We start from the raw sequence: 22544 nt of genomic DNA, 5'->3' as shown, positions 1-22544 counted from the left end.
CATAGGATCGTCGGCTATATCATTGGTTGATCTTTTCTAAAATTGGTTGAGCAAAAGGAAATCAAATGCGTATCCTGGACCCTCGCCTCCGTCTGCGCCATCTGCAATGCCTGGTCGCGCTCGCCAGCCATCGCAGTGTGCTGAAAGCCGCCGATGCCCTTGCCCAAACCCCATCGGCGGTGTCCAAGAGCCTGGCGGAACTCGAGGCCATTGCCGGCGAAACCCTGGCATTGCGTCACCGCAAGGGCCTGGAAATGACACCCGCCGGCAACCTGCTGCTGCGCCATGCCGCCCAGGCCATGGGCGCCCTGCGCGAAGGCTTCGAACTGCTGGGCAGCGGCGCGCAGTCGCCCGCGCACGTGCGCATCGGCATCCTTCCCACCTCCGCTGCCAGGCTGGTGCCGCAGGCCATCCAACAGGTGCGCGAACGCTATCCGAACCTGCTCGTCAGCGCGCATGGCGGCACCAATGCGGACCTGCTGGTGCGCCTCAAGCTGCGCGAGCTGGACCTGGTCATCGGCCGCATCAGCCATCCTTCCGAAATGGTGGGCGTCTCGTTCGAACACCTGTACATGGAGCCGCTGGCCATGGCGGTGCGGCCCGGCCATCCGCTGCTGGCCTCCCCGACGGCCGATCCCGCCGCGGTGCGTGAATTCATGCTGGTCCTGCCGATGAAAGGCACCTACATCCGCCCCGCCGCCGAGACCTTTCTGCAATCGAGCGGCATAGGCATGCCCCGCCAGATCGTCGAGACGCTGTCGTCGACGATGGCGCGGGCGCTGATGCATGAAGCCAGCGCGATCTGGTTCGCCCCCTACGGCGCGATCGAGCCGGACCTCGAACGCGGATTGGCGCACACGCTGCCGGTGGACACCAGCCCGACGTCTTCGGCCGTCGGCCTGACGACGCTCGGCGCCGACGAATTGTCCGACAGCGCCCGGCTGTTCGTGGACGCGCTGCGCAGCATGGCCGGAGAAATGCGTAACCGGAATCGGCGCTCCCTGCTGCATCGCGCCTAAGCTGCCGCACAGCCGCGCGGCGACGCCCGCAACGTGTTTTCGCACGCGAAACGAAGGAGATAACTGGAAACAAAAACGCGCAAAATAGATCAACCTGCAGGTACTGCGTTCCGTAACATCGATCAGACCTGAACAACCCGATGCGCAACCCGCGCATCCACGGACAATGGCCGGATCTGCGGACGCCACAGCATCACTGCACCATGTCCGGGGCGAACTCGCCGCGGCCCTGGAACACATTTGCATGCCGGGAGCCCGGCTCCTTCCCGACCTGGCCCGCTGCGCATTCTTTTTCGATCTCGATGGCACGCTCGCTCCGCTGGCCCCGACGCCCGATGCGGCGCGGGTTCCCGCAGGCACCATCGCCCTGCTGCAGCGCCTGCAGCAAGCCTGCGGCGCGGTGGCGATCGTATCGGGCCGCAGCCAGGCCGTCATCGACCAGATGCTCGCACCGCTGCGCCTGCCTGTCAGCGGCCTGCACGGCGCGCAATGGCGCGGCCCCGACGGACGCATCTGGGAACTCTCCGTGAATGAGGATGCCGCCGGCCGCCTGCTTGCCAGCCTGTCCGCCATCGCCGATCGCTACCCGGGTATCCGCCTAGAAGACAAAGGCCTGTCGTATGCCTTGCACTATCGCCAGGCGCCCGAAAGGGAAGCCGAGATCCGGCTCGAGGCTTGCGCGGCCGCCGAGGCCGTGCGCGACGATTACGTCGTCCAGTACGGCAAGATGGTGGTGGAGGTCAAGCCGCGCGGGGTGGATAAGGGACAGGCCCTCGAACGTTTCATGGAGACCGAACCGTTCGCCGCGCGCCTGCCGGTGATGGCCGGGGACGATCTGACCGACGAACCGGCCTTTGCCGTCGTGGCCAGACTGGGCGGTCTCGCCATCAAGATCGGCGAGGGTCCCAGCTGCGCGCGCGCAAACCTGGCCGATCCCGCGGCACTTGCACGCTGGCTGGAGATCCTGCTCCCGCCCGCCGGCCATCGGACCGGTCCGGCACTTGGCAACTAGGGAGGCATAGACAGCATGAGCAAGCTGGTCATCATTTCCAACCGCGTGGCTTCCGCGGCCGAGGGCAAGCGTTCGGCCGGCGGCCTGGCGGTGGGCGTACTCGATGCGCTCAAGCGGCAGGACGGATTGTGGTTCGGATGGAGCGGCAAGGTCGAAGAGGAGGCCGACAACGAGGTGGCCTTCCACCGCATCGGCCGCATAGACTGCGCCACCACCGGCCTGTCGCGCAAGGAATACGACGATTACTACCGCGGTTTTTCAAACGGCACGCTGTGGCCGGCCTTCCACTACCGCATCGACCTGAGCCGCTACGATAAGCGCGAATATGCCGGCTACCTGGCGGTCAACGAACGCATGGCCCGGCTGCTCCAGCCGCTGGTGGATCCGGACGACCGGCTGTGGGTCCACGATTACCACATGATCCCGTTCGCCCGCGCCTGCCGGCGGCTCGGCATGCGCAACCGCATCGGATTCTTCCTGCACATCCCGTTCCCCGCCGAGGGCGTGCTCCGCACCATTCCGCCGAATCGCGACCTGGTCCAGGCCATGTGCGACTACGACCTGCTGGGTTTCCAGACCCGCGGCGATGCCCGGTGCTTCCTGGACTACGCCACGCGCCACCTCGGACTGCCGCTGGAAAACGGCAGCGTGCTGCGATGCGCGAACGGCCACGGCGTGCGCGTCGGCCACTATCCGATAGGGATCCTGCCCGAAGACATCCAGGAGCAGGCAGGCAGCAACCGTGGCGCCCATCTTGTCGCTACCCTCAAAGAAGGCCTCCAGGAACGCAAGCTCGTCATCAGCGTGGATCGCCTGGACTACAGCAAAGGCATGGTGGAGCGCTTCAACGCCTACGAGCGCCTGCTCGAGTCGGTTCCCTCCCACCGCGGCAAGGTCAGCCTGTTGCAGATCGCGCCATCGTCGCGCTCCGACGTCGAAGGCTACCGGCACATCCGGCGCCAGCTCGAAAGCACGGCCGGGCACATCAATGCTCGCTGGACAGAGCTGTCGTGGACGCCGATACGCTACATGAACCGCACCTACGAACGCGCCGAACTGCTGTCGCTGTTCCGCGCCTCGCAGGTGGGCTTCGTCACGCCGCTGCGCGACGGCATGAACCTGGTGGCCAAGGAATACGTGGCCGCGCAGGATGAAGAAGATCCGGGCGCCCTGGTGCTGTCGGAGTTCGCCGGCGCCGCCGACGAACTGTCGGACGGCGCCATCATCGTCAATCCCTACGATCTCGATGCGATGGCGCGGGCGCTGGACCGCGCGCTGGGGATGCCGCTGGCGGAGCGCAAGGAGCGCCACGGCGTGATGCTGCGCGGGCTGCGGGAGCACAGCATCCGCGAATGGCGCGATCGCTTCCTTGCCGACCTGGACCGGCCCTCCGCGGACGCGCGCCCCACTTGAACGCCATCCTGCACCGGCTTCCGGCCCCGCGTTCCTCCATGCGGGCGTAGCCGGACCCGATCTTTCCCCCGAGCGACGGACATTGGGGCATTATGATGGCCCGGCCAGAACATGGCGCAGCGCATCATCGACCCGCCTGCCCCTCGAACAGTATCGACCATGTCCACACCCGCGACCCGCAGCAACGCCCCGTCGTCCTCTCCGGCCTGGCACGCCCTGCCCGCCCAAGACGTCCTGCAGCAGCTCGAAAGCACGGCCGACGGCCTGCCCGCGGACGAGGCCCGCAGGCGCCTCGATGCCTATGGCCCGAACCAGCTTCCTTCGGTCGCGCGCGTGCATCCCGTGAAGCGGCTGCTCCTGCAGTTCCACAACACGCTGATCTATTTCCTGCTCACTGCCGCCGTGGCAGCCGCCTTCCTGCGCCATTTCATCGATGCCGCCGTCATCGTGATCGTAGTGGCCGTCAACGCCATCGTGGGCTTCATCCAGGAAGGCAAGGCCGAACAGGCGCTGGACGCCATCCGCGACCTCATCGCCCCGCATGCCAACGTCCTGCGCGGCGGGGTGAAACAGGACGTTCCCTCCAGCCGGATCGCTCCGGGCGACGTGGTGGTCCTGGAAGCCGGCGACAAGGTCCCGGCGGACCTGCGCATCCTGCGCGCCCGCAACCTGCGGGTGGAAGAAGCCATCCTGACCGGCGAATCGCTGGCAGCGGAGAAACACGCCGACCCGGTCGCTGCCGACGCCGCCCTGGGGGACCGCGCCTGCATGCTTTATTCCGGCACCATCGTGCTGACCGGCCAGGCTACCGGCGTGGCCGTCGCGACCGGCAGCGCCACCGAGGTCGGCCGTATCTCGGCCATGATCGGCCAGGTGGCGCAGACCTCGACGCCGCTGCTGGCGCAGATCAACCGCTTCGGCAAGCTGCTGACCTGGTCCGCCATCGCCATGGCCGCCGCGCTGTACGCGGTCGCCACCCTGGTCCATGCCTACGACGGGGCCGACGCATTGATGCTGGTGGTGGCGCTGGCCGTCTCCGTCGTGCCGGAAAGCCTGCCGGCGGTCATCACCATCACGCTGGCCATAGGCGTGCAGCGCATGGCCAGGCGCCATGCCGTGGTCCGGCAATTGCCAGCGGTCGAGACCCTGGGTGCCACGTCCGTGATCTGCACCGACAAGACCGGCACGCTGACCCGCAACGAAATGACGGTGCGCCGGCTCGCCGTTCCGGGCCTGGAGGTATCGGTCGGCGGCACCGGCTATGCGCCCGAAGGCGCGCTCGTCCTGCCCGACGGCAGTCCCGCCAGGCCGGACGACGCGCTCGCGGTGCTGCTGCGTTCGGGCGTGCTGTGCAACGATGCGCGCGTGGTCGAGCGCAGCGGCCATTGGGAAGTCGTCGGCGACCCGATGGAAGGCGCGCTGGACGTGCTGGCCATGAAGGCCGGCCTGGACCCCGCGGAGGAACGGCGGCGCTGGCGCCGGCTGGACGAGATTCCCTTCGACGCCGAGCACCGCTACATGGCCACCCTGAACCAGGCGCCCGATGGCGGGCGCTTCATTTTCGTCAAAGGCGCGCCCGAGCGGGTGCTGGCCATGTGCGCCGACCAGTCCGGCGGCGCGGCCGGACAGCCGCCCGACCCGGCCTACTGGCATGCGCGCATCGACGATGCCGCTGCCCACGGCGAGCGCCTGCTCGGCTTCGCGATGGCGCAGGCGTCCGACGGCCTGGAACGGCTCGCCCCCGGCCAGCTCGAAGGCAGGCTGACGCTGCTCGGCATCATGGGCTTCATCGACCCGCCGCGCGCGGAGGCGATTGCGTCGATCGCGGATTGCCGCCGTGCCGGAATCGCCGTCAAGATGATCACCGGCGACCACGCCGCCACCGCATCGGCCATCGCCCGCCAGCTCGCGCTGGCCGACGCGCCCCAGGTACTCGCCGGTTCCGCCCTCGACGGCATCGCCGATGCCGACCTGCCGCCGATCGCGCAGCGCACCGACGTATTCGCGCGCGCCAACCCGGAGCACAAGCTGCGCATCGTGCGCGCGCTGCAATCGCGCGGCGCCATCGTGGCGATGACCGGCGACGGCGTCAACGATGCCCCCTCGCTCAAGCAGGCCGACGTCGGCATCGCCATGGGCAGGAAAGGCACGGAGGCCGCCAAGGAAGCCTCGCAAATGGTCCTCGTCGACGACAATTTCGCGTCCATCGTCGCCGCGGTCCACGAAGGCCGCACGGTCTACGACAACATCCGCAAAGTCATAGGCTGGACCCTGCCTTCCAATGGCGGCGAGGTGCTGAGCGTCATCATCGCCGTGCTGTTCGCCCTGCCGCTGCCCATGCTGGCGGTGCACATCCTGTGGATCAACCTGGTCACCACCGTGACGCTGGGCATGGTGCTCGCATTCGAGCCGCCCGAGCCGGGCGTCATGCGGCGTCCGCCGCGCCGGCGCGACGAAGCGCTGGCCTCGGGCTTCCTGCTGTGGCGCATCGTTTTCGTGTCGGTGCTGTTCATGCTGGGCACCTTCGCGGTGTTCGAATACGCCATGCAGCGAGGCCTGGGCGAAGACGGCGCGCGCACCATGGTGGTCAACCTCATCGTCGTCATGGAGATCTTCTACCTGTTCAACGTGCGCTACCTGCACATGACCTCGTTCAGCCTGCGCGGCGCCGCCGGCACGCCGGCGGTGCTGGCGGCCGTGGCCGCCGTGACGGCGCTGCAGCTGGCCTATACCTACCTGCCCTTCATGCAGGAGGTTTTCCAGAGCACCCCCCTATCGGTGCGGGACGGGCTGGTGATCGTGGGCCTGGGCATATTGCTGATGATCATCCTGGAGGGCGAGAAGCAGTTGAGCAGGAAGCTGCGCGGCGCCGCCTAGGCGGGACGCGCGAACCGCCGCGGCGCGCGCTCAGCCGGCGTCCTGGCGGGATTCCATCAGCCGCACCAGGGCATGCAGCACCCGATTCACGGGCGTCGGCACGCCCAGTTCGGCGCCCTTGCGGACGATGTAGCCGTTCAGGTGGTCGATCTCGCTGGGCTTGCCGCGCGCCATGTCCTGGGCCGTGGACGAAAGCTGGGTGGCCATGCTGCGGCTGATGCCCAGCACCGCTTCCCAGGTATCGCCCGGAATGGAGACGCCCATGCGCGCGGCCACCGCCAGGCACTCGTCCACGACGTCGCGCATCGCGTCCACCACGCCCACGCCCTGCACCAACCGGCCGTACGGCGTCTGCGCGATGCCGGACAGCGCGTTGTAGGCGCAGTTGAGCACCAGCTTGGCCCACAGCTCGCCGATGGCGTTGGGCGACACCTCGGTCGGGACGGCGGCCGCCCTGAATGCCGCGGCGACCGCGTCGCTGCGCACCGACGGCCCCAGCACCAGCTCGCCGCGGCCATGGTGGCGCACGTGCCCGGCGCCGGCCATTTCCACCGCCACGTAGACCACGGCGGGCACCACGGGCTGCGGCAGCAGCGCCTGCAGCCGCTCGGCATTGTCCACGCCGTTCTGCAGGCTCAGGACCGCCGCATCGGGCGCCAGATGCGCCCGGATCTGGCCTCCCGCCTCCTCGGTGTCGGTCGACTTCACGCAGAACAGCACCAGTTCTGCGCCGGCGACCGCCTCCGGCTGCTCGCTCGCCTGCGCAGGCACGTACTCCCGCGAGGTTTGCGTCTCCCATAGCAGGCCGCGCCGGCGCACGGCCTCCACGTGGCCGGGGCGGCCGATCAGCACGACGCGATGTCCGGCGCGCGCCAGCATCGCGCCGTAGTAGCAGCCGACCGCGCCGGCGCCCATTACTGCAATATCCATGTCTGCTCCTGCAACCGAACCCGGATTATCGCGCGGCCCGCGTCGGGGCGCCGCCACGTGCGCCGGCGCCGCGTTGCCTGGCCCCGGCCGGCTTGATAGACTGCCTCCCCTCATGCCCTCCAAGAAATCCGACCTGCGCGGGCAGTCCTTCCGGACCGTCCTGGGCTTCACCTTCCGCCACTGGGGCCGCCAGCCCTGGCGCATCCTGCTCATCATCGCCGCCGTGCTGCTGTCCACCGGCGCCACGGTGCTGGCCCCGCTGTACGCCGGCCGGCTGGTCGATGCGGTGGCGTCCGGCCCCGCCAGCGACGCGCAGGCCTGGCACGCGGCGCTGACCGCATTCTGGACGCTGGCCGGACTGGGCATAGGCGCGACCCTGCTGCGGCAGGTCATGTTCATGAACATCATCGCGCTCACCCTGAAGATGATGAGCCGCATTTCCGCCGATGCCTTCCACCGCGTCCAGCGCTTCTCCACCGACTGGCATGCCAACAGCTTCGCCGGCTCGACCGTACGCAAGATCACGCGCGGCATGTGGGCGCTCGACCTGCTCAACGACACTCTGCTGATCGCGCTGCTGCCCTCGCTGGTCATGCTGCTGGGCTCGACCGCCATGCTGTGGGCGCGCTGGCCGCTGATGGGCGTCGTGGTCGGAGCGAGCGCGCTGCTCTACATCGCCATCGTGACCGCCATGTCGCTGGGCTTCGTCGCGCCGTCCGCGCGCCTGGCCAACAGTTGGGACACGCGCATGGGCGGCGCGCTGGCGGATGCGGTGACCTGCAACACCGTGGTCAAGGCCTTCGGCGCCGAAGAACGCGAAGAAGCCCGCCTGGCGCGGATCGTGGGCAAGTGGCGGCTGCGCACGCGCCGCACCTGGGTGCGCGGGACGCTCAACGGCGGCCTGCAAGGGGCGATGCTGGTGCTGATGCAGGCCGGCATACTCGGCACCGCGCTGCTGCTGTGGACGCGCGGCCAGACCAGCGTGGGCGACATCACCTTCGCGCTGACCACCTTCTTCGTGCTGCAAGGCTACCTGCGCGACATAGGCATGAACATCCGCAACCTGCAGCGCTCGGTCAACGACATGGAAGAGCTGGTGGCGCTGGAAGGCCAGCCGCTGGGCATCGACGATGCGCCGGGGGCGCCGCCCATCGCCATCACGCAGGGCGAGATCCGCTTCGAACATGTGGACTTCCGCTACGGCGCCCACGACCGCCCGCTCTACCGCGATTTTTCCATTCGCATCGCGCCGGGCGAACGCGTCGGGCTGGTCGGCCACTCGGGTTCGGGCAAGACCACCTTCATCAAGCTCATCCAGCGGCTGTACGACGTGAATGGCGGCCGCATCACGATAGACGGACAGGACATCGCCCGGGTCCGGCAGGCCTCGCTGCGCCAGCAGATCGCCATCGTGCAGCAGGAGCCCGTGCTGTTCCACCGCACCCTGGCCGAGAACATCGCCTACGCCAGGCCCGGCGCCAGCCAGGCAGAGATCGAGCAGGCGGCCCGGCTGGCGCATGCGCACGGCTTCATCGCGGCGCTGCCGCGCGGCTACCAGACGCTCGTGGGCGAGCGCGGCATCAAGCTGTCCGGCGGGGAGCGCCAGCGGGTCGCGCTGGCGCGGGCCTTCCTGGCCGACGCGCCCATTCTGATCCTGGACGAGGCGACCTCCAGCCTGGACAGCGAAAGCGAGATGCTGATCCAGCAAGCCATGCAGCGGCTCATGCAGGGCCGGACCACGCTGGTGGTCGCGCATCGGCTGTCTACGGTCCAGGCACTGGACCGGCTGCTGGTCATGGACCGCGGCCGCGTGGCCGAGGAAGGCCGCCACGACGAACTGATCCGCCTGGAACACGGCATCTACCGCCGACTGTTCGAACGCCAGGCGCTGGAACTGGCGCGCGGCCTGCTGCTGGACGACGATGCCCGCCCCGCCCTGCCGGCGCAAGCCGCTACGGGCATCGAGGCGCAAGCCGACGCGGCGGCGCGTTCCGAGGCCGCCCATGGCGAACTGGAGCGCAAAGGCGCGCCGCTCGGCAGGGATCAGCCTCCCGCGGCGTAGCGGGCCACCCAGTCGGGCACCCCGGGCGGCTGTTCCGCTCCCGGGTTCTTCCCGAGCTCCTGGGCCCAGCGGTATCCCCACACCGGCCCGTATGGCGCCACGAACGAGGCGGGCCGGACATAGGCCGGGTCCGCCATCGCCTGTTGCAGCGTCACGAAGCCATAGCCCCGTTGCTTGAACAGCGCCAGCACCGCCCCCAGCAGCCGGGCGTTGAGCGGATTCACATGGATCTGCAGGATGGCCGGCGGCTCGTAGCCCAGCACCCGCCGGTCCAGCGCGGCGAAGAAATCGATCGTCGCGCCGCAATGCGCCAGATAGGCCTGCGCGATGCGTTCCGCCGCCGCGCCATCGCTCGTCCGCAGCGCATGCCGGTAGGCCGCATCGAACACGTAGTCGCTGGCATCGATGGTGACCGGGGCGATGCGGTAGCCGCGTGCGCCCAGGTAGGCGGCAATGCCGTCGCGCTTGTCCGGCGACTCGCCCGTCAGGTTCATCGCGAACCGCACGAAGCGCACCGGCTGTCCGCCGCGCGCCATGGCCGGCACGATGGACGCCTCGCCCTTTTCCACTTCGGCCCGTATGCCGGCCATGTCGAGCGCGCGGATGTCCGCATGGGAATAGGTGTGGTTCCCCAGTGCCATGCCACCGCGCACCCAGTCGTCCAGCACCGCGCGGCCCGCATCGCCCGCGATCTGCACGCCCAGTTCGATCGCGAATCCGGTGGCGGGCGCCTGGTAGGCGCGCAACGCGTCGAGCATCCTGGCATTGGCGTCGCGCACGACCTGGCGGCCCTGCTCCGTGGCAGGCAGTTCCGAGATGCCGGCGTATGGGAGGTCGTCGATGGTGATGGCCACCGTGCGCGCCCCGGACGGCGGCTGCTGCGCCGATGCCGGGGCCGCCCATGCAAGCAGGGCCGCCGACAGGCAGACCGATAGAACAGCGCAAACAGAAGAAAAACGCATCCTTGCCTCTGCTAGGGGGAAACGCCGCCGTGCGCGGCCAGCCAGCGCCAGTCGCGCACCTCGGGCATGTCCTGGCCATGGGCGCGGATGTAGGCATGGTGCTCGGCCAGCCTGGCGTCCATGGCGGCTTGCAGGGTCCGCCCCGCATCGTCCAGCGCCGGCAGGCGCTCGAGCGCGCTTTGAACCAGATGGAAGCGGTCCAGCCCGTTGAGCACCGTCATGTCGAAAGGCGTGGTGGTCGTGCCTTCCTCGCGATAGCCGCGCACGTGCAGGTTGGCGTGGTGGGCGCGCCGGTAGCACAGCCGGTGGATGGTCCACGGGTAGCCGTGGTAGGCGAAGATCGCCGGCACGCCGGGCGGGAACAGCGCATCGTAGGCCGCGTCCGCCAGGCCATGGGGATGGACCTCGGCCGGCTGCAGCGTCATCAGGTCGACCACGTTGACCACGCGCACGTTCAGCGCGGGCAGGTGCTGCCCCAGCAACTGCACGGCAGCCAGCGTTTCCTGAGTCGGGACGTCGCCCGCGCAGGCCATGACGAGATCCGGCGCATCCGGATCGCCCCGGCACGCCCATTCCCAGACGCCGATGCCCGCCGCGCAGTGCCGCCTGGCCGCGTCCAGCGACAGCCACTGCCACGCGGGCGCCTTGCCTGCCACGATGATGTTGATGCGGTCCCAGGTCCGCAGCACGTGGTCGGTCACGCACAGCAGGGTGTTGGCGTCCGGCGGCAGGTACACCCTGACGATGTCGGTCTTCTTGTTCAGCGCCACGTCCACGAAACCCGGGTCCTGGTGGCTGAAGCCGTTGTGGTCCTGTTGCCAGACGTGGCTGGTCAGCAGGTAATTGAGCGAGGCGATGGGCTCGCGCCAGGGAATCTCGCGGCTCGCGTCCAGCCATTTGGCATGCTGGTTGAACATGGAGTCGACGATATGGATGAAGGCTTCGTAGCAGGAGAACAGGCCGTGGCGGCCGGTCAGCAGATAGCCTTCCAGCCAGCCCTGGCACGTGTGCTCGGACAGGATCTCCAGCACCCGCCCGTCGCGTTCCAGGTGATCGTCGCCGGGCAGGAGCTCCTCCATCCAGGCGCGTCCGGTGGTCTGGAACAGCGCCTGCAGCCGGTTCGACGCGGTCTCGTCGGGGCCGACGACGCGGAAATTGGCGGCCTGCGCATTGGCCTCCATGACCCCGCGCAACAGGCTGCCCATGGCGCGCGTGGCCTCGCCCCGCGTCGCGCCGGGCTGTGCCACGTCGAGCGCATGGCCTTCCAGCGCGGGCATTTCCAACGGTACGCGCAGCAGGCCGCCATTGGCATGCGGGTTGGCGCCCATGCGGCGGTCGCCGCGCGGCGCCAGCGCGCGCAAGGCCGCCAAGGGCGCGCCCGCGGCATCGAACAACTCCTCGGGCCGGTAGCTGCGCAGCCAGGCCTCGAGCTGCGCCAGATGCCCGGGCTTGTCGGCCAGGCCCGACAAGGGCACCTGGTGGGAGCGCCAACTGCCCTCGGTCTGCAGGCCGTCGACCTCGCGCGGCCCGGTCCAGCCCTTGGGCGAGCGCAACACGATCACCGGCCAGGCGGGCCGTTGCACCGACCCGGCGGCGCCGCTGCGCGCCTCCCTCTGGATGGCCGCGATGCGGTCGAACGCACGGTCCATTGCATCGGCCATCAGGCGATGCATGGCGCGCGGCTCCTCGCCCTGCACGAACAGCGGATCGTAGCCGTGTCCGAGGAAGAAATGCCGCAGCTCTTCTTCGGGAATGCGCGCCATCAGGGTCGGGTTGGCGATCTTGTAGCCGTTCAGGTGCAGGATGGGCAGCACCGCGCCGTCGCGGCGCGGGTTCAGGAAGGCATTGGACCGCCATGCGGCCGCCAGCGGCCCGGTCTCGGCCTCGCCGTCGCCGATCACGCATGCGACCACCAGATCGGGATTGTCGAAGGCCGCGCCATAGGCGTGCGACAAGGCATAGCCGAGTTCGCCGCCCTCGTGTATGGATCCGGGCACCTCCGGCGCGGCGTGGCTCGGTATCCCGCCCGGGAACGAAAACTGCCGGAACAGCATGCGCAGTCCGTCTTCGTCCAGGGCCACGGCGGGATGGCGCTCGGTATAGCTGCCTTCCAGATAGGTATTGGCCACCAGCGCCGGCCCGCCATGGCCCGGGCCGCACACGTAGATCACGTTGGCGTCGCGCGCACGGATGACCCGGTTCAGGTGGGCATAGATGAAGCTCAGGCCCGGCGAGGTGCCCCAGTGGCCCAGCAGCCGCGGCTTGACGTGTTCGATCCGCAGGGGCTCGCGCAGCAAGGGATTGTCCAGCAGATAGATCTGCCCGACCGTCATGTAGTTGGCCGCGCGCCAGTAGGTATCGATCAGGTTCAGTTCGTCGTCGCTGGCGCGGCCGTGGAAAGACTGGGGCATGGGATCGTCCTCCTCGCTTGGCGCGCCGGAAAGCGCGCCGGATGGCGGCAAGGCCCGCCGGCATGGCCGGAAGGCGGCTACGGGGATTCTAGCCTTGCGCGCGCTGCTCCCGGGAGCCGAGTCTCAACTTGAAATGAAGCGCGCGCGGGGAAGCGTCATCGGCACACTATCGCTGCAATCAATAGTTCGCCTTGCCCCCGCACGCCGCCCGGCTGCCGAACTCCGGAAATACCTGGGATAACCCGAGCATTAAGCGCATTAATAACAAGCCTTCTTTCATAACGATAGTTTCGCCGGAGCGAGCTCATTAGACTGTCCCGACATGAACGAACGCGCCGGCCCAAGCACCGGCGCCAAGCCGAGACACATGGCCTACACCATCACCCTGCAGCCCAGCGGCCGCACGTACTCCTGTTCCGCCGATACGCCGGTCCTGAAGGCCGGCCTGGACGCCGGACTGTTCCTGCCCTATAGCTGCCGCTCCGGCGTCTGCCGGACCTGCCGCGGAACCGTGGTCGCCGGCGACGTCGACTTCGGCGACGTGCATCCCAACTACCTGAGCGAACAGGACCGGCGCGAAGGACGCGCCCTGCTCTGCAAGGCCACGCCGCGCAGCGACCTGGTGGTGCAGGTCGACGAGCTCGATCCCGCCCAGGCGATCCGCTCCCGCTTCATGCCGGCCCGCGTGCTGAAAATGGAAAAGGCCGCCGACGACGTCATGATCGTGACGCTGGGCCTGCCGATGAACGAGCCCATGCTGTTCCGCGCCGGCCAGTACCTGGACATCCTGCGGCCGGACGGCAGCCGGCGCAGCTATTCCATGGCCAATATCCCCCACAACGAGGGCGTGCGGCAGGTCGAACTGCACATCCGCCTCACGCCGGGCGGACAGTTCACCGAGCACGTCTTCAACACCATGAAGCTGCGCGAGATCCACAAGCTGGAAATGCCGCTGGGCTCTTTCTTCCTGCGCGAGGACAGCCGCAAGCCCATCGTCATGGTGGCCTCGGGCACCGGCTTCGCGCCGATCAAGTCGGTCATCGAATACGCGCTCCAGCGCGGCGTACAGCGCCCCATCACGCTGTACTGGGGCGGCCGCCGGCGCGCCGATCTCTACATGCACGAACTGGCGCAATCATGGGCCGCGCAGCACCCCAACGTGCGCTACGTGCCGGTGCTCAGCGAGCCCGGCCCGGACTGCGCCTGGCAGGGCCGCACCGGCTTCGTCCACCACGCGGCCATGGAAGATTTCCCCGACATGTCCGGCCATCAGGTCTATGCCTGCGGCGCACCCATCGTCGTGGACTCGGCGCGGCGCGATTTCTCGGCGGCCTGCGGCCTGCCCGTCGAGGAATTCTTCGCGGATGCATTCATTTAACCGGAGATAGACATGCTGCCTGAGAATTGCCGGGTCGATACGCCCGCCCACGAGTCCGTCGTCAAGCCTTTCTGCCTGGGGCACGGTACGCTGGAGTGCTACAGCCTGAAGGCCTCGCGCCGTTTCTACGAGGAGTTCCTCGGACTGGAATGCGTGCGCCACGGCAAGCCGGCGATGGCGGTGCGGCTGGCGATGCGTTTCCACATCATCTGCGTCGAAGTGGGCGACCAGGTCCATCCGACCAACCTGCTCAATCACTGGGGGCTGGACCTGGCCACCAAGGAAGCGGTGGACCAGGCGCACGACGACGCGCTGCGCTACCAGGACAAGTACGGCATCCGCCAGGTCCTGCCGGTGCAGGACATGCACGGCGTCTACTCGTTCTACCTGGAAGACCTGGACCACAACTGGTGGGAATTCCAGTACTACGAGAACGGCTTCCAGCACGACGACCTGTTCGACTTCGGCGACCGCTTCTCCATGGACGACGCCGCCGACATCGACTCGCTCGAAGAGCTGAAGGTCCGCAACAAGGGGGTCGCATGATCCAGCTCGTGACCTTCCTGCACCAGGGCGAGCAGAAGACCGGGCTGCTGCACGAGGGCAACATCTACGCCTCGCCGCGCTACGCCCGGGTGCAGGACGTGCTGGACGACTGGCCGCGCGCCAGCGAAAAACTGGGCGCGCTGGCCGGCGACCTGCCCGGCGGCCGCGAGCCGCTGTCGGGAGCGACGCTGCTGGCGCCGCTGCCCCACCCGCCCACGATCTACTTCGCCGGCGCCAACTACCGCGACCACGTCGAAGAAATGCAGCGCGAGCTGTCCATGCCGCTGGAAGTCGATCCCAAAGGCGCGGGCCATGCGCCCTGGCATGCCATCAAGGCCTCCGGGGCCACGGTGGTCGGCCCCGACGCGCAGGTGCGCGCGCCGCGCGGATCGCCGCTGCTGGATTGGGAACTGGAACTCGGCGTGGTCATCGGCAAGACGGCCAAGGACGTGGATCTCGCCGATGCGATGGAGCACGTCGCCGGCTACGTCGTGGCCAACGACCTGTCCGCGCGCGGCCATTTCGGCCGACCCGGCGTGGGCGAGGCCTCGCCGTTCAAATGGGACTGGATCGGCCAGAAATCCTTCGACGGCGCCTGCCCCCTCGGGCCGGCGATCACGCCCGCGCGCTTCGTGCCCGACCCGATGAACCTGGCCATGAAACTCTGGGTCAACGGCGAGCTGATGCAGGATTCGAACACCTCGCAGATGCTGTTCAGCATCGCCGACCAGATCGCATTCCTGAGCTCGCGTCTGACGCTGCGGCCCGGCGACCTGATCCTGACCGGCACCCCCGCCGGCGTCGGCCTCGCGCGCAAGCGCTTCCTGCAGCCCGGCGACGTGGTTCGGCAATGGATCGAGCACATCGGCTCGTTCCAGTTCACGATCGCGCCATGACCGCCATCCGGACCGCCGCGCGCGTCCCGGGTTCAGGGCAATACGCCTATGCTCTCGACGCAGGCCAGCACCTTGGCGCGGAACCACTGGCTGGCCGGGTCCTTGTGGAAACGGTCGTGCCAATAGAGCGCGACCTCGAAATTGCCCAGCGGCAGAGGCAGCGGCTTGACCACCAGCGGAAAGTACTTGCACAGTTCGGCCACCAGCGATTCGGGGCAGGTCCAGATCAGGTCGGAATTGAGCACCAGGTGCGGCGCGGCCAGGTATTGCTGCATGCGCACCCGGATGCGGTCGCGCGCGCCGACTTCGTTCAAGGCGCGTTCGAGCAGGATGTGGCCGCTGCCCGCATATTCCACCAGCAGGTGCTGCTGGGCAACGAAGCGCTCCTGCGTCAGTTCCTGCCCGGCGATGGGATGGTCCTTGCGCATCAGGCAAAGATAGCGCTGCTTGAACAGCACCTTTTTGTGGATGTTGCGCTCCAGCGCCGGCAGATAGCCCAGGGCGACGTCGATGCGGCCGGTGGACAGGCCGTGCACGGTTTCGTCGATGGGCGCGAACACCACGTTCAGATTCACGCCGGGCGCCTCCTGGGCAATGCGGGCGAACAGGCTGGGCAGCACCACGACCTCGCCCACGTCGCGCGTGCGGATCGTGAACGCGCGCTTGGAGTGCGCCGCGTCGAACGAGGACAGCATGCCCGAGGTCTTGCGTATGGCGTTCAGCGACTCCAGCAGCGCCGGCGCCACTTCCGCCGCCAGCGCGGTGGGCTCCATGCGGCGCCCCGCCAGCACGAACAGCTTGTCCCGGTATTCCGTGCGCAGGCGCTTGAGCGCGCTGCTGACCGCGCCCTGGGTCACGCCCAGGTTCTCCGCCGCCAGCGTCACCGACCGGTCGCGCCACAGCGCCTCGAAGACATACAGCAGGTTCAGGTCTTTCACGTCGTGCTCGCAATGGCCCGGCGCCGTCCATCAACGCCGTTAATAGTCTGGAATCACCGCCGGCCCATGGATGGCAAGCCCGTTGGCATCGATACTCGGCAGGCAAGGACGCAACTATAAAGCACGGTGATTTCCGGTGCGGCAGCGGGCGGGCACATTGCGCAGCCGCCCGCGGCGACCGGTACGCCTATCCGGACCAGACACGAACGACACAACCACAAGCAGGGAGACACGCATGCAACGCACGCTGGCATTGACATTGGGATTGGCCGCCGCCGCGGCCGCCTCGCCGGCCCTGGCCGATCTGAAGATCGGCTTCCTGGCCACGCTTTCCGGACCCTCGGCCGACGTCGGCCAGGACCAGTACGACGGTTTCATGCTCGCCATCGAGCAGCGGCAGGGCAAGCTGGGCGGCGTACCGGTCAAGGTGATACGCGAAGACGACCAGATGAAGCCCGAGGTGGCCGCGCAAGGGCTGACCAAGCTGCTGGACCGCGACAAGGTGGACATCGTCACCGGCCTGACCTACGCCAACGTGCTCATGGCGCTGCAGGGCAAGATCGCCGCCAGCCGCATTCCCTTCGTCGGCTCGGTGTCCGGCCCCTCGCCCACCGCCGGCGCGCAGTGCAAGCCGAATCTGTTCGTCACTTCGTGGCAGAGCGACGCCACGGCCGAAGCCATGGGCAAATACCTGGCCGACGCGAAGCTGGACGACATCGCCATCATGGCGCCCAACTTCCTCGGCTCCAAGGACAAAATCACCGGGCTCAAGCGCTTCTACCACGGCAAGATCGTGCAGGAAACGCTCACGCCGCTGACCCAGCTCGATTTCTCCGCCGAGCTGGCCGCGGCGGGCTCTTCCGGCGCGAAAGGCGTGTTCGCGTTCTTTCCCGGCAGCCAGGGCGTGAGCTTCGTGCGCCAGTACCAGCAGTTCGGCATGCTACAGAAACTGCCCATGTATTCGGTCCACACCATCGAGCCCGGCAGCGTGAACGCGATAGGCAAGGCCGGCCTGGGCGCGATCGTGGCCGAAGCCTGGCAGCCCAGCGCCGATAACGAGCAGTCGCGCCAGTTCGTCGCCGCCTTCGAGAAGAAGTACAAGCGCCCGCCGACTTCCTTCGCGGCCTTCAGCTACGACGCCGCGATATTGATCGACGCCGCCGTCAAGGCGCGTGGCGGCGACGTCCGCGACAGCGCGGCCCTGAACGCGGCCCTGCGCGCCACGCCGTTCCCGTCGGTGCGCGGCAGCTTCAGGTTCAACCGGAACAATTACCCGATCCAGAACTACCACATCTACAAGGTGGTCGAGGGCAAAGGCGGCAAGCCCGAGTTCCAGATCATGGTGCGCAACGTCCTGGCGGACCACGAAGACGCCTACGCCAAGGACTGCAATCCGCCGCGCGCCACCGCCGGCTGATGCGCGTGCCTGTTGCAGGCGGCAGCGCCGGTCAGTGATGCCGCCAGTACCCGTGGATATCGTCGGCCACGGGCACGGCGGCCAGGACCGCGAGCAAGGCAGCCAGGGGCAGCGTCGAGATGAAGCCGAAATGGCTGAAGGAGACCGCCCCCGTCACGCCGCCGGCGAAGAACAGCCCGACCAGCAGCGCCAGCATCCTCAGCTTGGCGCGGTCGGCGCGCACGAAATGGCCCGGATCGGCCTCGTGCGAGACGTTCCAGTAGAACAGCTTGCCCAGCTCGATGCCGATGTCCGTCACCATGCCCGTGACGTGGGTGGTGCGGATCTCCGCGCGCGAGATCTTGGTGATGATCGCGTTCTGCAAGCCCATGATGTAGCACAGCAGCATGACGGTGGCCGGCACCGCCAGCCAGCGGAACTGCTCCAGGTTGCCGCCCAGCAGGCCGAAGCACAGCAGCAGCGCGCTTTCCAGCAGCAGGGGAAGCGCGAATTCGCTGGCCAGGCGCGAGCGGCGGCCGAAATTGACCAGCACCGCCGTGCTGCCCGCTCCCAGCACGAAAGACAGCAGGGCCGCCAGGCCTTGCAGGAACGCCGCGATGCCGCCCAGGACGAGATGGTCGGCCATGGCCGACACGATGCCCGACATATGGGAGGTGTACTGCTGGACGGCCAGGAATCCGCCCGCATTGACGGCGCCCGCGACGAAGGCCAGGTAGCAGGCCAGATGCCGGTTGGCTTGCGGCGTGCGCTCGACCGCAGTCAGCCTGCGAAGGTAGAACAGGGGCATGATGTTCGGGATCGAAGAAACGGCCGGTACGGGCGCAGCGCCGGATCCGGCCGGGAGCGACAAAGCATAAAGCCTTTCGGGCCCGCGCGGCGATAGCCGTTCCATCCCCGCCACGCCGCGGCGCCGCATGCCGCCGTGCGGCCCTACTTCCCGCGCAGCGGCTTGCGTGCGGTCTCGGCGCCGCGTGCCGCGGCCGGGCGGGCCTGGCGCGTCTGGCCGATCTGCTCGATGCGGGCGAGCGCATCGATGTAGGACAGCAGCGCGCGCGCATAATCCGGCGACACATCGTGCATCAAAGTCAGCGAGCGATGCACCAGGTGCAAGGAGTTCAGCGGGCCGGTGTTTTCCGGCACCTTGCTCAGCGTCTCGCGCATGCCGCGGTCTATGCTGAGCTGCGCCCACAGGTCGCGGAAGTAGGCCAGCACGGCCATTTCACCCGGCCGTGCCGCCAGCAGGCCGCCGCGTCCCTCCTGGCCGGCCGCGCCGTTCCTTGCCTGCCAACGGCTCGCCAGCAGGCCGGACAAGGCGGCCAGCGAGGCGGCCTCGCCGTGCGCGGACGTATCGCTATCGCTGCCCGCGTCGCCCTGGCCATCGCCCGGCTCCGCAGGCCCAGCGCCGGCTTGCTCCCCGCCCTGCCCGCACCAGGCCTGGCCATACGCCTGCATGACCTCGGCAAGCCGCGCATCCAGGCGCTCGCGCGCCCGCCCCTGTTGCGCCGCGGCGCGGCGGGCCAGCGCCTCGATGAAGCGGAAACGGACCGGATCCAGGCGCTGGGCGCCCTGCTCGCGCCACGCGGCCAGCGTGTCCAGCGCCTGCGATGCCTCCGCGCTAGCCACGGACGGGCGCGCCCGATTGCGCGGGGCGCGGCATGGGCGCGATTTCCACCCGGCGGTTGCGCGAGCGGCCGGCGGCATCGTCGTTCGAAGCGACCGGCTGCTCGGCGCCGAACGCCGCCGAGAAGACGGAGGCAGAAGGCACGCCCTCTTCGATCAGCACGCGCGTCACCGTCAGGGCGCGCTGGGCGGACAGCTCCCAGTTGTCGGCAAAGCGGCGATTGCCTTCCCACACCTGCTGGTTGTCGGTAAACCCGCTCACCATCAGGATCTCGTCGCGCGCCTCCAGATAGGCGCGCAGCGGCCCGGCCAGGCTCTTGAGCACCTGGCGTCCCTCGGGCTGCAAGGCGTCGGAGTTCAGCGCGAACAGCACGCTGCCGCTGATGCCGATGCGGCCGTTGGCCAGCGTGACCCGGCCCGACGCCAGCGGCCCCGCCAAAGCGTGCTCCAGGGCCTCCCGGCGCTGGGATTCCTGCTGGCGCTGCTGCACTTCCTGCTCCAGCTGCACGGACAACTCGAGCTGCGTGCCGACGACGCCGACCAGGATCAGCACGAAGGCGCCCAGCGCCACCGCCATCAGGTCGCCGAACACGGCCCACACCGGCGCGGCGGGCTCCAGGCTGGAATCGAGTTCGTCGGCCATCACGCGGCGTCATCCACGGCGGCGCGGCGGGCTTCGAGATCGTGCAGCGCTTCGGCGATCTGCTTGTGCGACATCATGCTCAGGTCGATGACCTCGCGCGCCTGCTCCACATAGAAGGCCAGTTGCTCGTCGCTGCGCGCCATGGCCTTGTCCAGCGCCCCTTCGATGCGCACCAGGTGTTCCACCAGCTTGCCGCTGGATTCGCCGAACAGCGCCACGGCATGCCCCAGCGCCTCGCCCAGGCTGGCCACCTCGGCCGCGCCGCCGGACACCTGCGCGGCCGCCGTTTCCAGCTTGCCGGTCTCGCTGCCGACCCGCTCGGCAAAGCTGCCGCCCACCCGTTCGAGCATGTCGGCCGAGGCGGCGACCAGCGCATCCACCGCCGCGCGCTGCTCGGTGCTCGCCTGGGTCACCGTATCGAGCAGCGCTGCCAGGGTTTCCAGCAAGTGGCCGCGCTCCTGCAGCATCGTGTTGTCGCGCTCGACGCTGTCGGAAAGCTTTTCCTGCAAGGCGGCGATCGCTTGCGCGGCGGCGCGCGGCGCTTCCGCGGCCGCCTGCAGCAGGCGTTCGATCTCGCCCAGGGTGCCGCGCGCATGCGCCTCGGCCCGGGCCGAGATCGTGCCGGCGGTCCGCTCCAGCGTTTCGCAGATCTGCCGCTGCCGGGCGGCGGCCTGTTCTCCCGCCAGTTGCCATTCGTCGCGCAGCGAGCCGCTCATCGTTTCGAGCGCGCCGCTCCATGCCGACATATGCCGCTGGTCGTGCTCCGCCGCGTCGGCGCGCAGTTCCGCATGGGCCTGGCCGACGCTCTCGAGCAGCGCGGCCGCCTGTTGTCCGAAATGCCCAGACACGGCGGTCAGCGCCTGCCGCGTCTCGCCGGCCAGCGCCTCGTTGGTCCGCGCCTGCTGCGCCAAGGCCTCGGTCCACGCCGCCGACACGCTGCCGGCAGCCGCCTCGAACCGGCCCGACAGGCGCTCGACCAGGCGCGCGGCGCTCTCGTCGAACGTGGCTGCGAACTGGCCGTGCGACGCGCGCAGCTCCGCCGCCAGCGTCTCGCCGTCCCGGCGCTGCGTCGCCAGGGCCTCGCGCCAAGCCGCATCGGCCTGGCCAGCGACGCGCTCCAGATGGCCGGCGACTCCCGCCACCAGCCCATCGGCCCGCTGTTCGAACGTCGCGGCAAGGCGCCCCAAGGTCGCATCGAAACGGCCCGACAGCGCCTCGTGGCTCTGCTGGTTGCCGGCCAACGCCGCATCCCACGCGCCCGAGACGCGCGTCACGGCCGTTTCCAGGCGCTCCGCCACCGCATCGACCAGGCCGGCCGAGCGCTGCTCGAAGGTCTCGCCGAAGCGCGCCAGGCTGGTTTCCAATGCCCCGGCCGCGGCGTCGCTGCTGCGCTGGTGCGCGTCCAGGGCCGAGCGCCATGCCTGGGCCACGTCCGCGGTGCTCGATTCAATGCTGCGGGTCAGCGTATCCAGTTGGCGCTGCACGGCCTGCTCCACCCGCTCGTGCAAGGCCCCGGCCTCGCGCGACATGCCCGCCATCGTGGCTTCCACCGCCGGCTGGATGGCCGCGCTGGCCATCCGCATGCTCTCGACCAGGCTTTCCTTCAGACCCTGGGCCGTCGCGGCCGCCAGGGCCCGGTACTCGGACGCCATCGTGTCGTGCAAACCCGCCTGGCCGGCCAGGAGCTTGTCCGCCAGGGCTTCGTTCTGCCGGACGACAGTCTCGGTCATGGTCTGCAGCCTGTCGACCAGTACCGGCATCAATTCCGCCTGCCGCTGCAGCAGCTTGAACGACTCCTCGCGCTGGTGCAGCGGCGAATACACACGCAGTCCGGCACCGATGCGGCTGTCGAGCCGCTGCACGGCCTCCTGGCGCTCGCGCCGGCACAAGGCCGACAGCAATCCCAGCATGGCCGACGCGGCGACGCCCGCCACCGACGTGCCGAAGGCGAACCCCAGTCCTTTGACCGGCGCCGCCAGCGACGAACGTATCGCCTCCAGGTCGGTCGCGCTTTCCAGCGCGACGCTGGTGCCGCGCAAGGTCGCCACCATGCCCAGGAACGTGCCCAGCATGCCCAGCAGCACCAGCAGGCCGACCAGATAAGGCGTCAGCGACGGCCCCGGCAGCCCGGCGCGTCCGCCCTCGATGCGCTGGCGCACCGGCGTGCGCAGCGAGGGATGCAGGCGCTCCAGCCACGCTCCCAGCGCCGGAACGGGCTCGGCGGGATCGCGCACCGCCTGCGCCAGCGAAGCCGTGGCCTGCCGAAAGCGCCAGAGCTCCATGCCGCCCGCGATATAGCAAGCCGCGATGAGCACGATGACCGCCAAGGCGAGGGGATTGGCTCCCACGTATCCCAGGCCGACCCAGCCCAAGGCGGCCAGGCCCGCGAAGAAAACGACGAAAGGAAAATATCTGCTCAT

17 protein-coding genes are annotated in these 22544 nt (G+C 68.8%); 9 read left to right on the top strand and 8 right to left on the bottom strand.

All coding sequences use genetic code 11. From position 1 onward, the window contains the following. The first annotated feature begins 65 nt into the window (after window positions 1-65). The 4 genes from PIGHUM_RS08575 to PIGHUM_RS08560 all read left to right on the top strand — a co-directional run bounded on the left by PIGHUM_RS08575 (window position 66) and on the right by PIGHUM_RS08560 (window position 6321). The gene (locus PIGHUM_RS08575; protein ID WP_124079160.1) at window positions 66-1019 is read left to right on the top strand and encodes a LysR substrate-binding domain-containing protein; all 954 of its coding nucleotides are present in this window, start codon (window positions 66-68) and stop codon (window positions 1017-1019) included. Between the two features lie 244 nt (window positions 1020-1263). Beyond that, window positions 1264-2031 (top strand): trehalose-phosphatase, encoded by a 768-nt coding sequence (otsB, locus tag PIGHUM_RS08570; RefSeq protein ID WP_124079159.1) that lies wholly within the window; start codon window positions 1264-1266, stop codon window positions 2029-2031. 15 nt (window positions 2032-2046) lie between these two features. Next, on the top strand, window positions 2047-3444 hold the full coding sequence (locus PIGHUM_RS08565; protein WP_124079158.1) for an alpha,alpha-trehalose-phosphate synthase (UDP-forming): 1398 nt from the start codon (window positions 2047-2049) through the stop codon (window positions 3442-3444). Between the two features lie 159 nt (window positions 3445-3603). Then, window positions 3604-6321, top strand: a complete 2718-nt coding sequence (locus PIGHUM_RS08560) for an HAD-IC family P-type ATPase (RefSeq protein ID WP_124079157.1) — start codon at window positions 3604-3606, stop codon at window positions 6319-6321. 30 nt (window positions 6322-6351) lie between these two features. Here the strand turns inward: PIGHUM_RS08560 and PIGHUM_RS08555 are convergent, their stop codons facing one another. Continuing rightward, window positions 6352-7251, bottom strand: coding sequence for a ketopantoate reductase family protein (locus PIGHUM_RS08555; protein WP_124079156.1), 900 nt, complete (start codon window positions 7249-7251; stop codon window positions 6352-6354). Between the two features lie 112 nt (window positions 7252-7363). On the opposite strand from PIGHUM_RS08555, the gene PIGHUM_RS08550 reads away from it, so the two are divergent. Further along, window positions 7364-9313: an ABC transporter ATP-binding protein gene (locus tag PIGHUM_RS08550; RefSeq protein ID WP_124079155.1), complete on the top strand. Its 1950-nt coding sequence runs from the start codon at window positions 7364-7366 to the stop codon at window positions 9311-9313. Here the strand turns inward: PIGHUM_RS08550 and PIGHUM_RS08545 are convergent. Both PIGHUM_RS08545 and PIGHUM_RS08540 read right to left on the bottom strand, forming a co-directional pair. Further along, window positions 9295-10275, bottom strand: coding sequence for a polysaccharide deacetylase family protein (locus tag PIGHUM_RS08545; protein WP_124079154.1), 981 nt, complete (start codon window positions 10273-10275; stop codon window positions 9295-9297). The two genes, PIGHUM_RS08550 and PIGHUM_RS08545, sit on opposite strands and share 19 nt — an antisense overlap. 11 nt (window positions 10276-10286) lie before the next feature. Continuing rightward, window positions 10287-12686, bottom strand: a complete 2400-nt coding sequence (locus PIGHUM_RS08540; protein WP_124079153.1) for a phosphoketolase family protein — start codon at window positions 12684-12686, stop codon at window positions 10287-10289. 367 nt (window positions 12687-13053) lie between these two features. Between PIGHUM_RS08540 and PIGHUM_RS08535 the strand changes: the two genes are divergently transcribed. The 3 genes from PIGHUM_RS08535 to PIGHUM_RS08525 are packed head-to-tail and all read left to right on the top strand — an operon-like array spanning window position 13054 to window position 15506. Beyond that, the gene (locus tag PIGHUM_RS08535) at window positions 13054-14064 is read left to right on the top strand and encodes a CDP-6-deoxy-delta-3,4-glucoseen reductase (protein WP_124079152.1); all 1011 of its coding nucleotides are present in this window, start codon (window positions 13054-13056) and stop codon (window positions 14062-14064) included. 12 nt (window positions 14065-14076) lie between these two features. Continuing rightward, a complete protein-coding gene (locus PIGHUM_RS08530) occupies window positions 14077-14610 on the top strand; it encodes a VOC family protein (RefSeq protein WP_124079151.1) in 534 nt (177 codons plus the stop codon). Then, window positions 14607-15506, top strand: a complete 900-nt coding sequence (locus PIGHUM_RS08525) for a fumarylacetoacetate hydrolase family protein (protein ID WP_124079150.1) — start codon at window positions 14607-14609, stop codon at window positions 15504-15506. Before PIGHUM_RS08530 ends, PIGHUM_RS08525 begins: the two co-directional genes overlap by 4 nt. 32 nt (window positions 15507-15538) lie before the next feature. On the opposite strand, the gene PIGHUM_RS08520 is transcribed toward PIGHUM_RS08525, so the two are convergent. Continuing rightward, window positions 15539-16444 carry a LysR family transcriptional regulator gene (locus PIGHUM_RS08520; protein WP_124079149.1) on the bottom strand — a complete coding sequence of 302 codons (906 nt, stop codon included), beginning with the start codon at window positions 16442-16444 and terminating at the stop codon, window positions 15539-15541. A gap of 235 nt (window positions 16445-16679) precedes the next feature. Between PIGHUM_RS08520 and PIGHUM_RS08515 the strand changes: the two genes are divergently transcribed. Further along, window positions 16680-17861 carry an ABC transporter substrate-binding protein gene (locus PIGHUM_RS08515; protein WP_124079148.1) on the top strand — a complete coding sequence of 394 codons (1182 nt, stop codon included), beginning with the start codon at window positions 16680-16682 and terminating at the stop codon, window positions 17859-17861. 31 nt (window positions 17862-17892) lie between these two features. On the opposite strand, the gene PIGHUM_RS08510 is transcribed toward PIGHUM_RS08515, so the two are convergent. From PIGHUM_RS08510 to PIGHUM_RS08495, 4 genes are all read right to left on the bottom strand, one after another. Beyond that, window positions 17893-18648, bottom strand: a complete 756-nt coding sequence (locus PIGHUM_RS08510) for a YoaK family protein (protein ID WP_124079147.1) — start codon at window positions 18646-18648, stop codon at window positions 17893-17895. Window positions 18649-18791: 143 nt separating this feature from the next. Beyond that, window positions 18792-19484, bottom strand: coding sequence for a DUF2894 domain-containing protein (locus tag PIGHUM_RS08505; RefSeq protein ID WP_160142212.1), 693 nt, complete (start codon window positions 19482-19484; stop codon window positions 18792-18794). Continuing rightward, window positions 19477-20124: an OmpA family protein gene (locus PIGHUM_RS08500; RefSeq protein WP_124079268.1), complete on the bottom strand. Its 648-nt coding sequence runs from the start codon at window positions 20122-20124 to the stop codon at window positions 19477-19479. The genes PIGHUM_RS08505 and PIGHUM_RS08500 overlap by 8 nt, the downstream gene beginning before the upstream one ends. Beyond that, window positions 20124-22544 (bottom strand): DUF802 domain-containing protein, encoded by a 2421-nt coding sequence (locus PIGHUM_RS08495; protein ID WP_124079145.1) that lies wholly within the window; start codon window positions 22542-22544, stop codon window positions 20124-20126. Before PIGHUM_RS08495 ends, PIGHUM_RS08500 begins: the two co-directional genes overlap by 1 nt.

The organism is Pigmentiphaga humi, assembly GCF_900606115.1.
GTDB classification, from domain to species: domain Bacteria; phylum Pseudomonadota; class Gammaproteobacteria; order Burkholderiales; family Burkholderiaceae_B; genus Pigmentiphaga; species Pigmentiphaga humi.
This window is presented reverse-complemented; position numbering and strand designations above follow the sequence as displayed.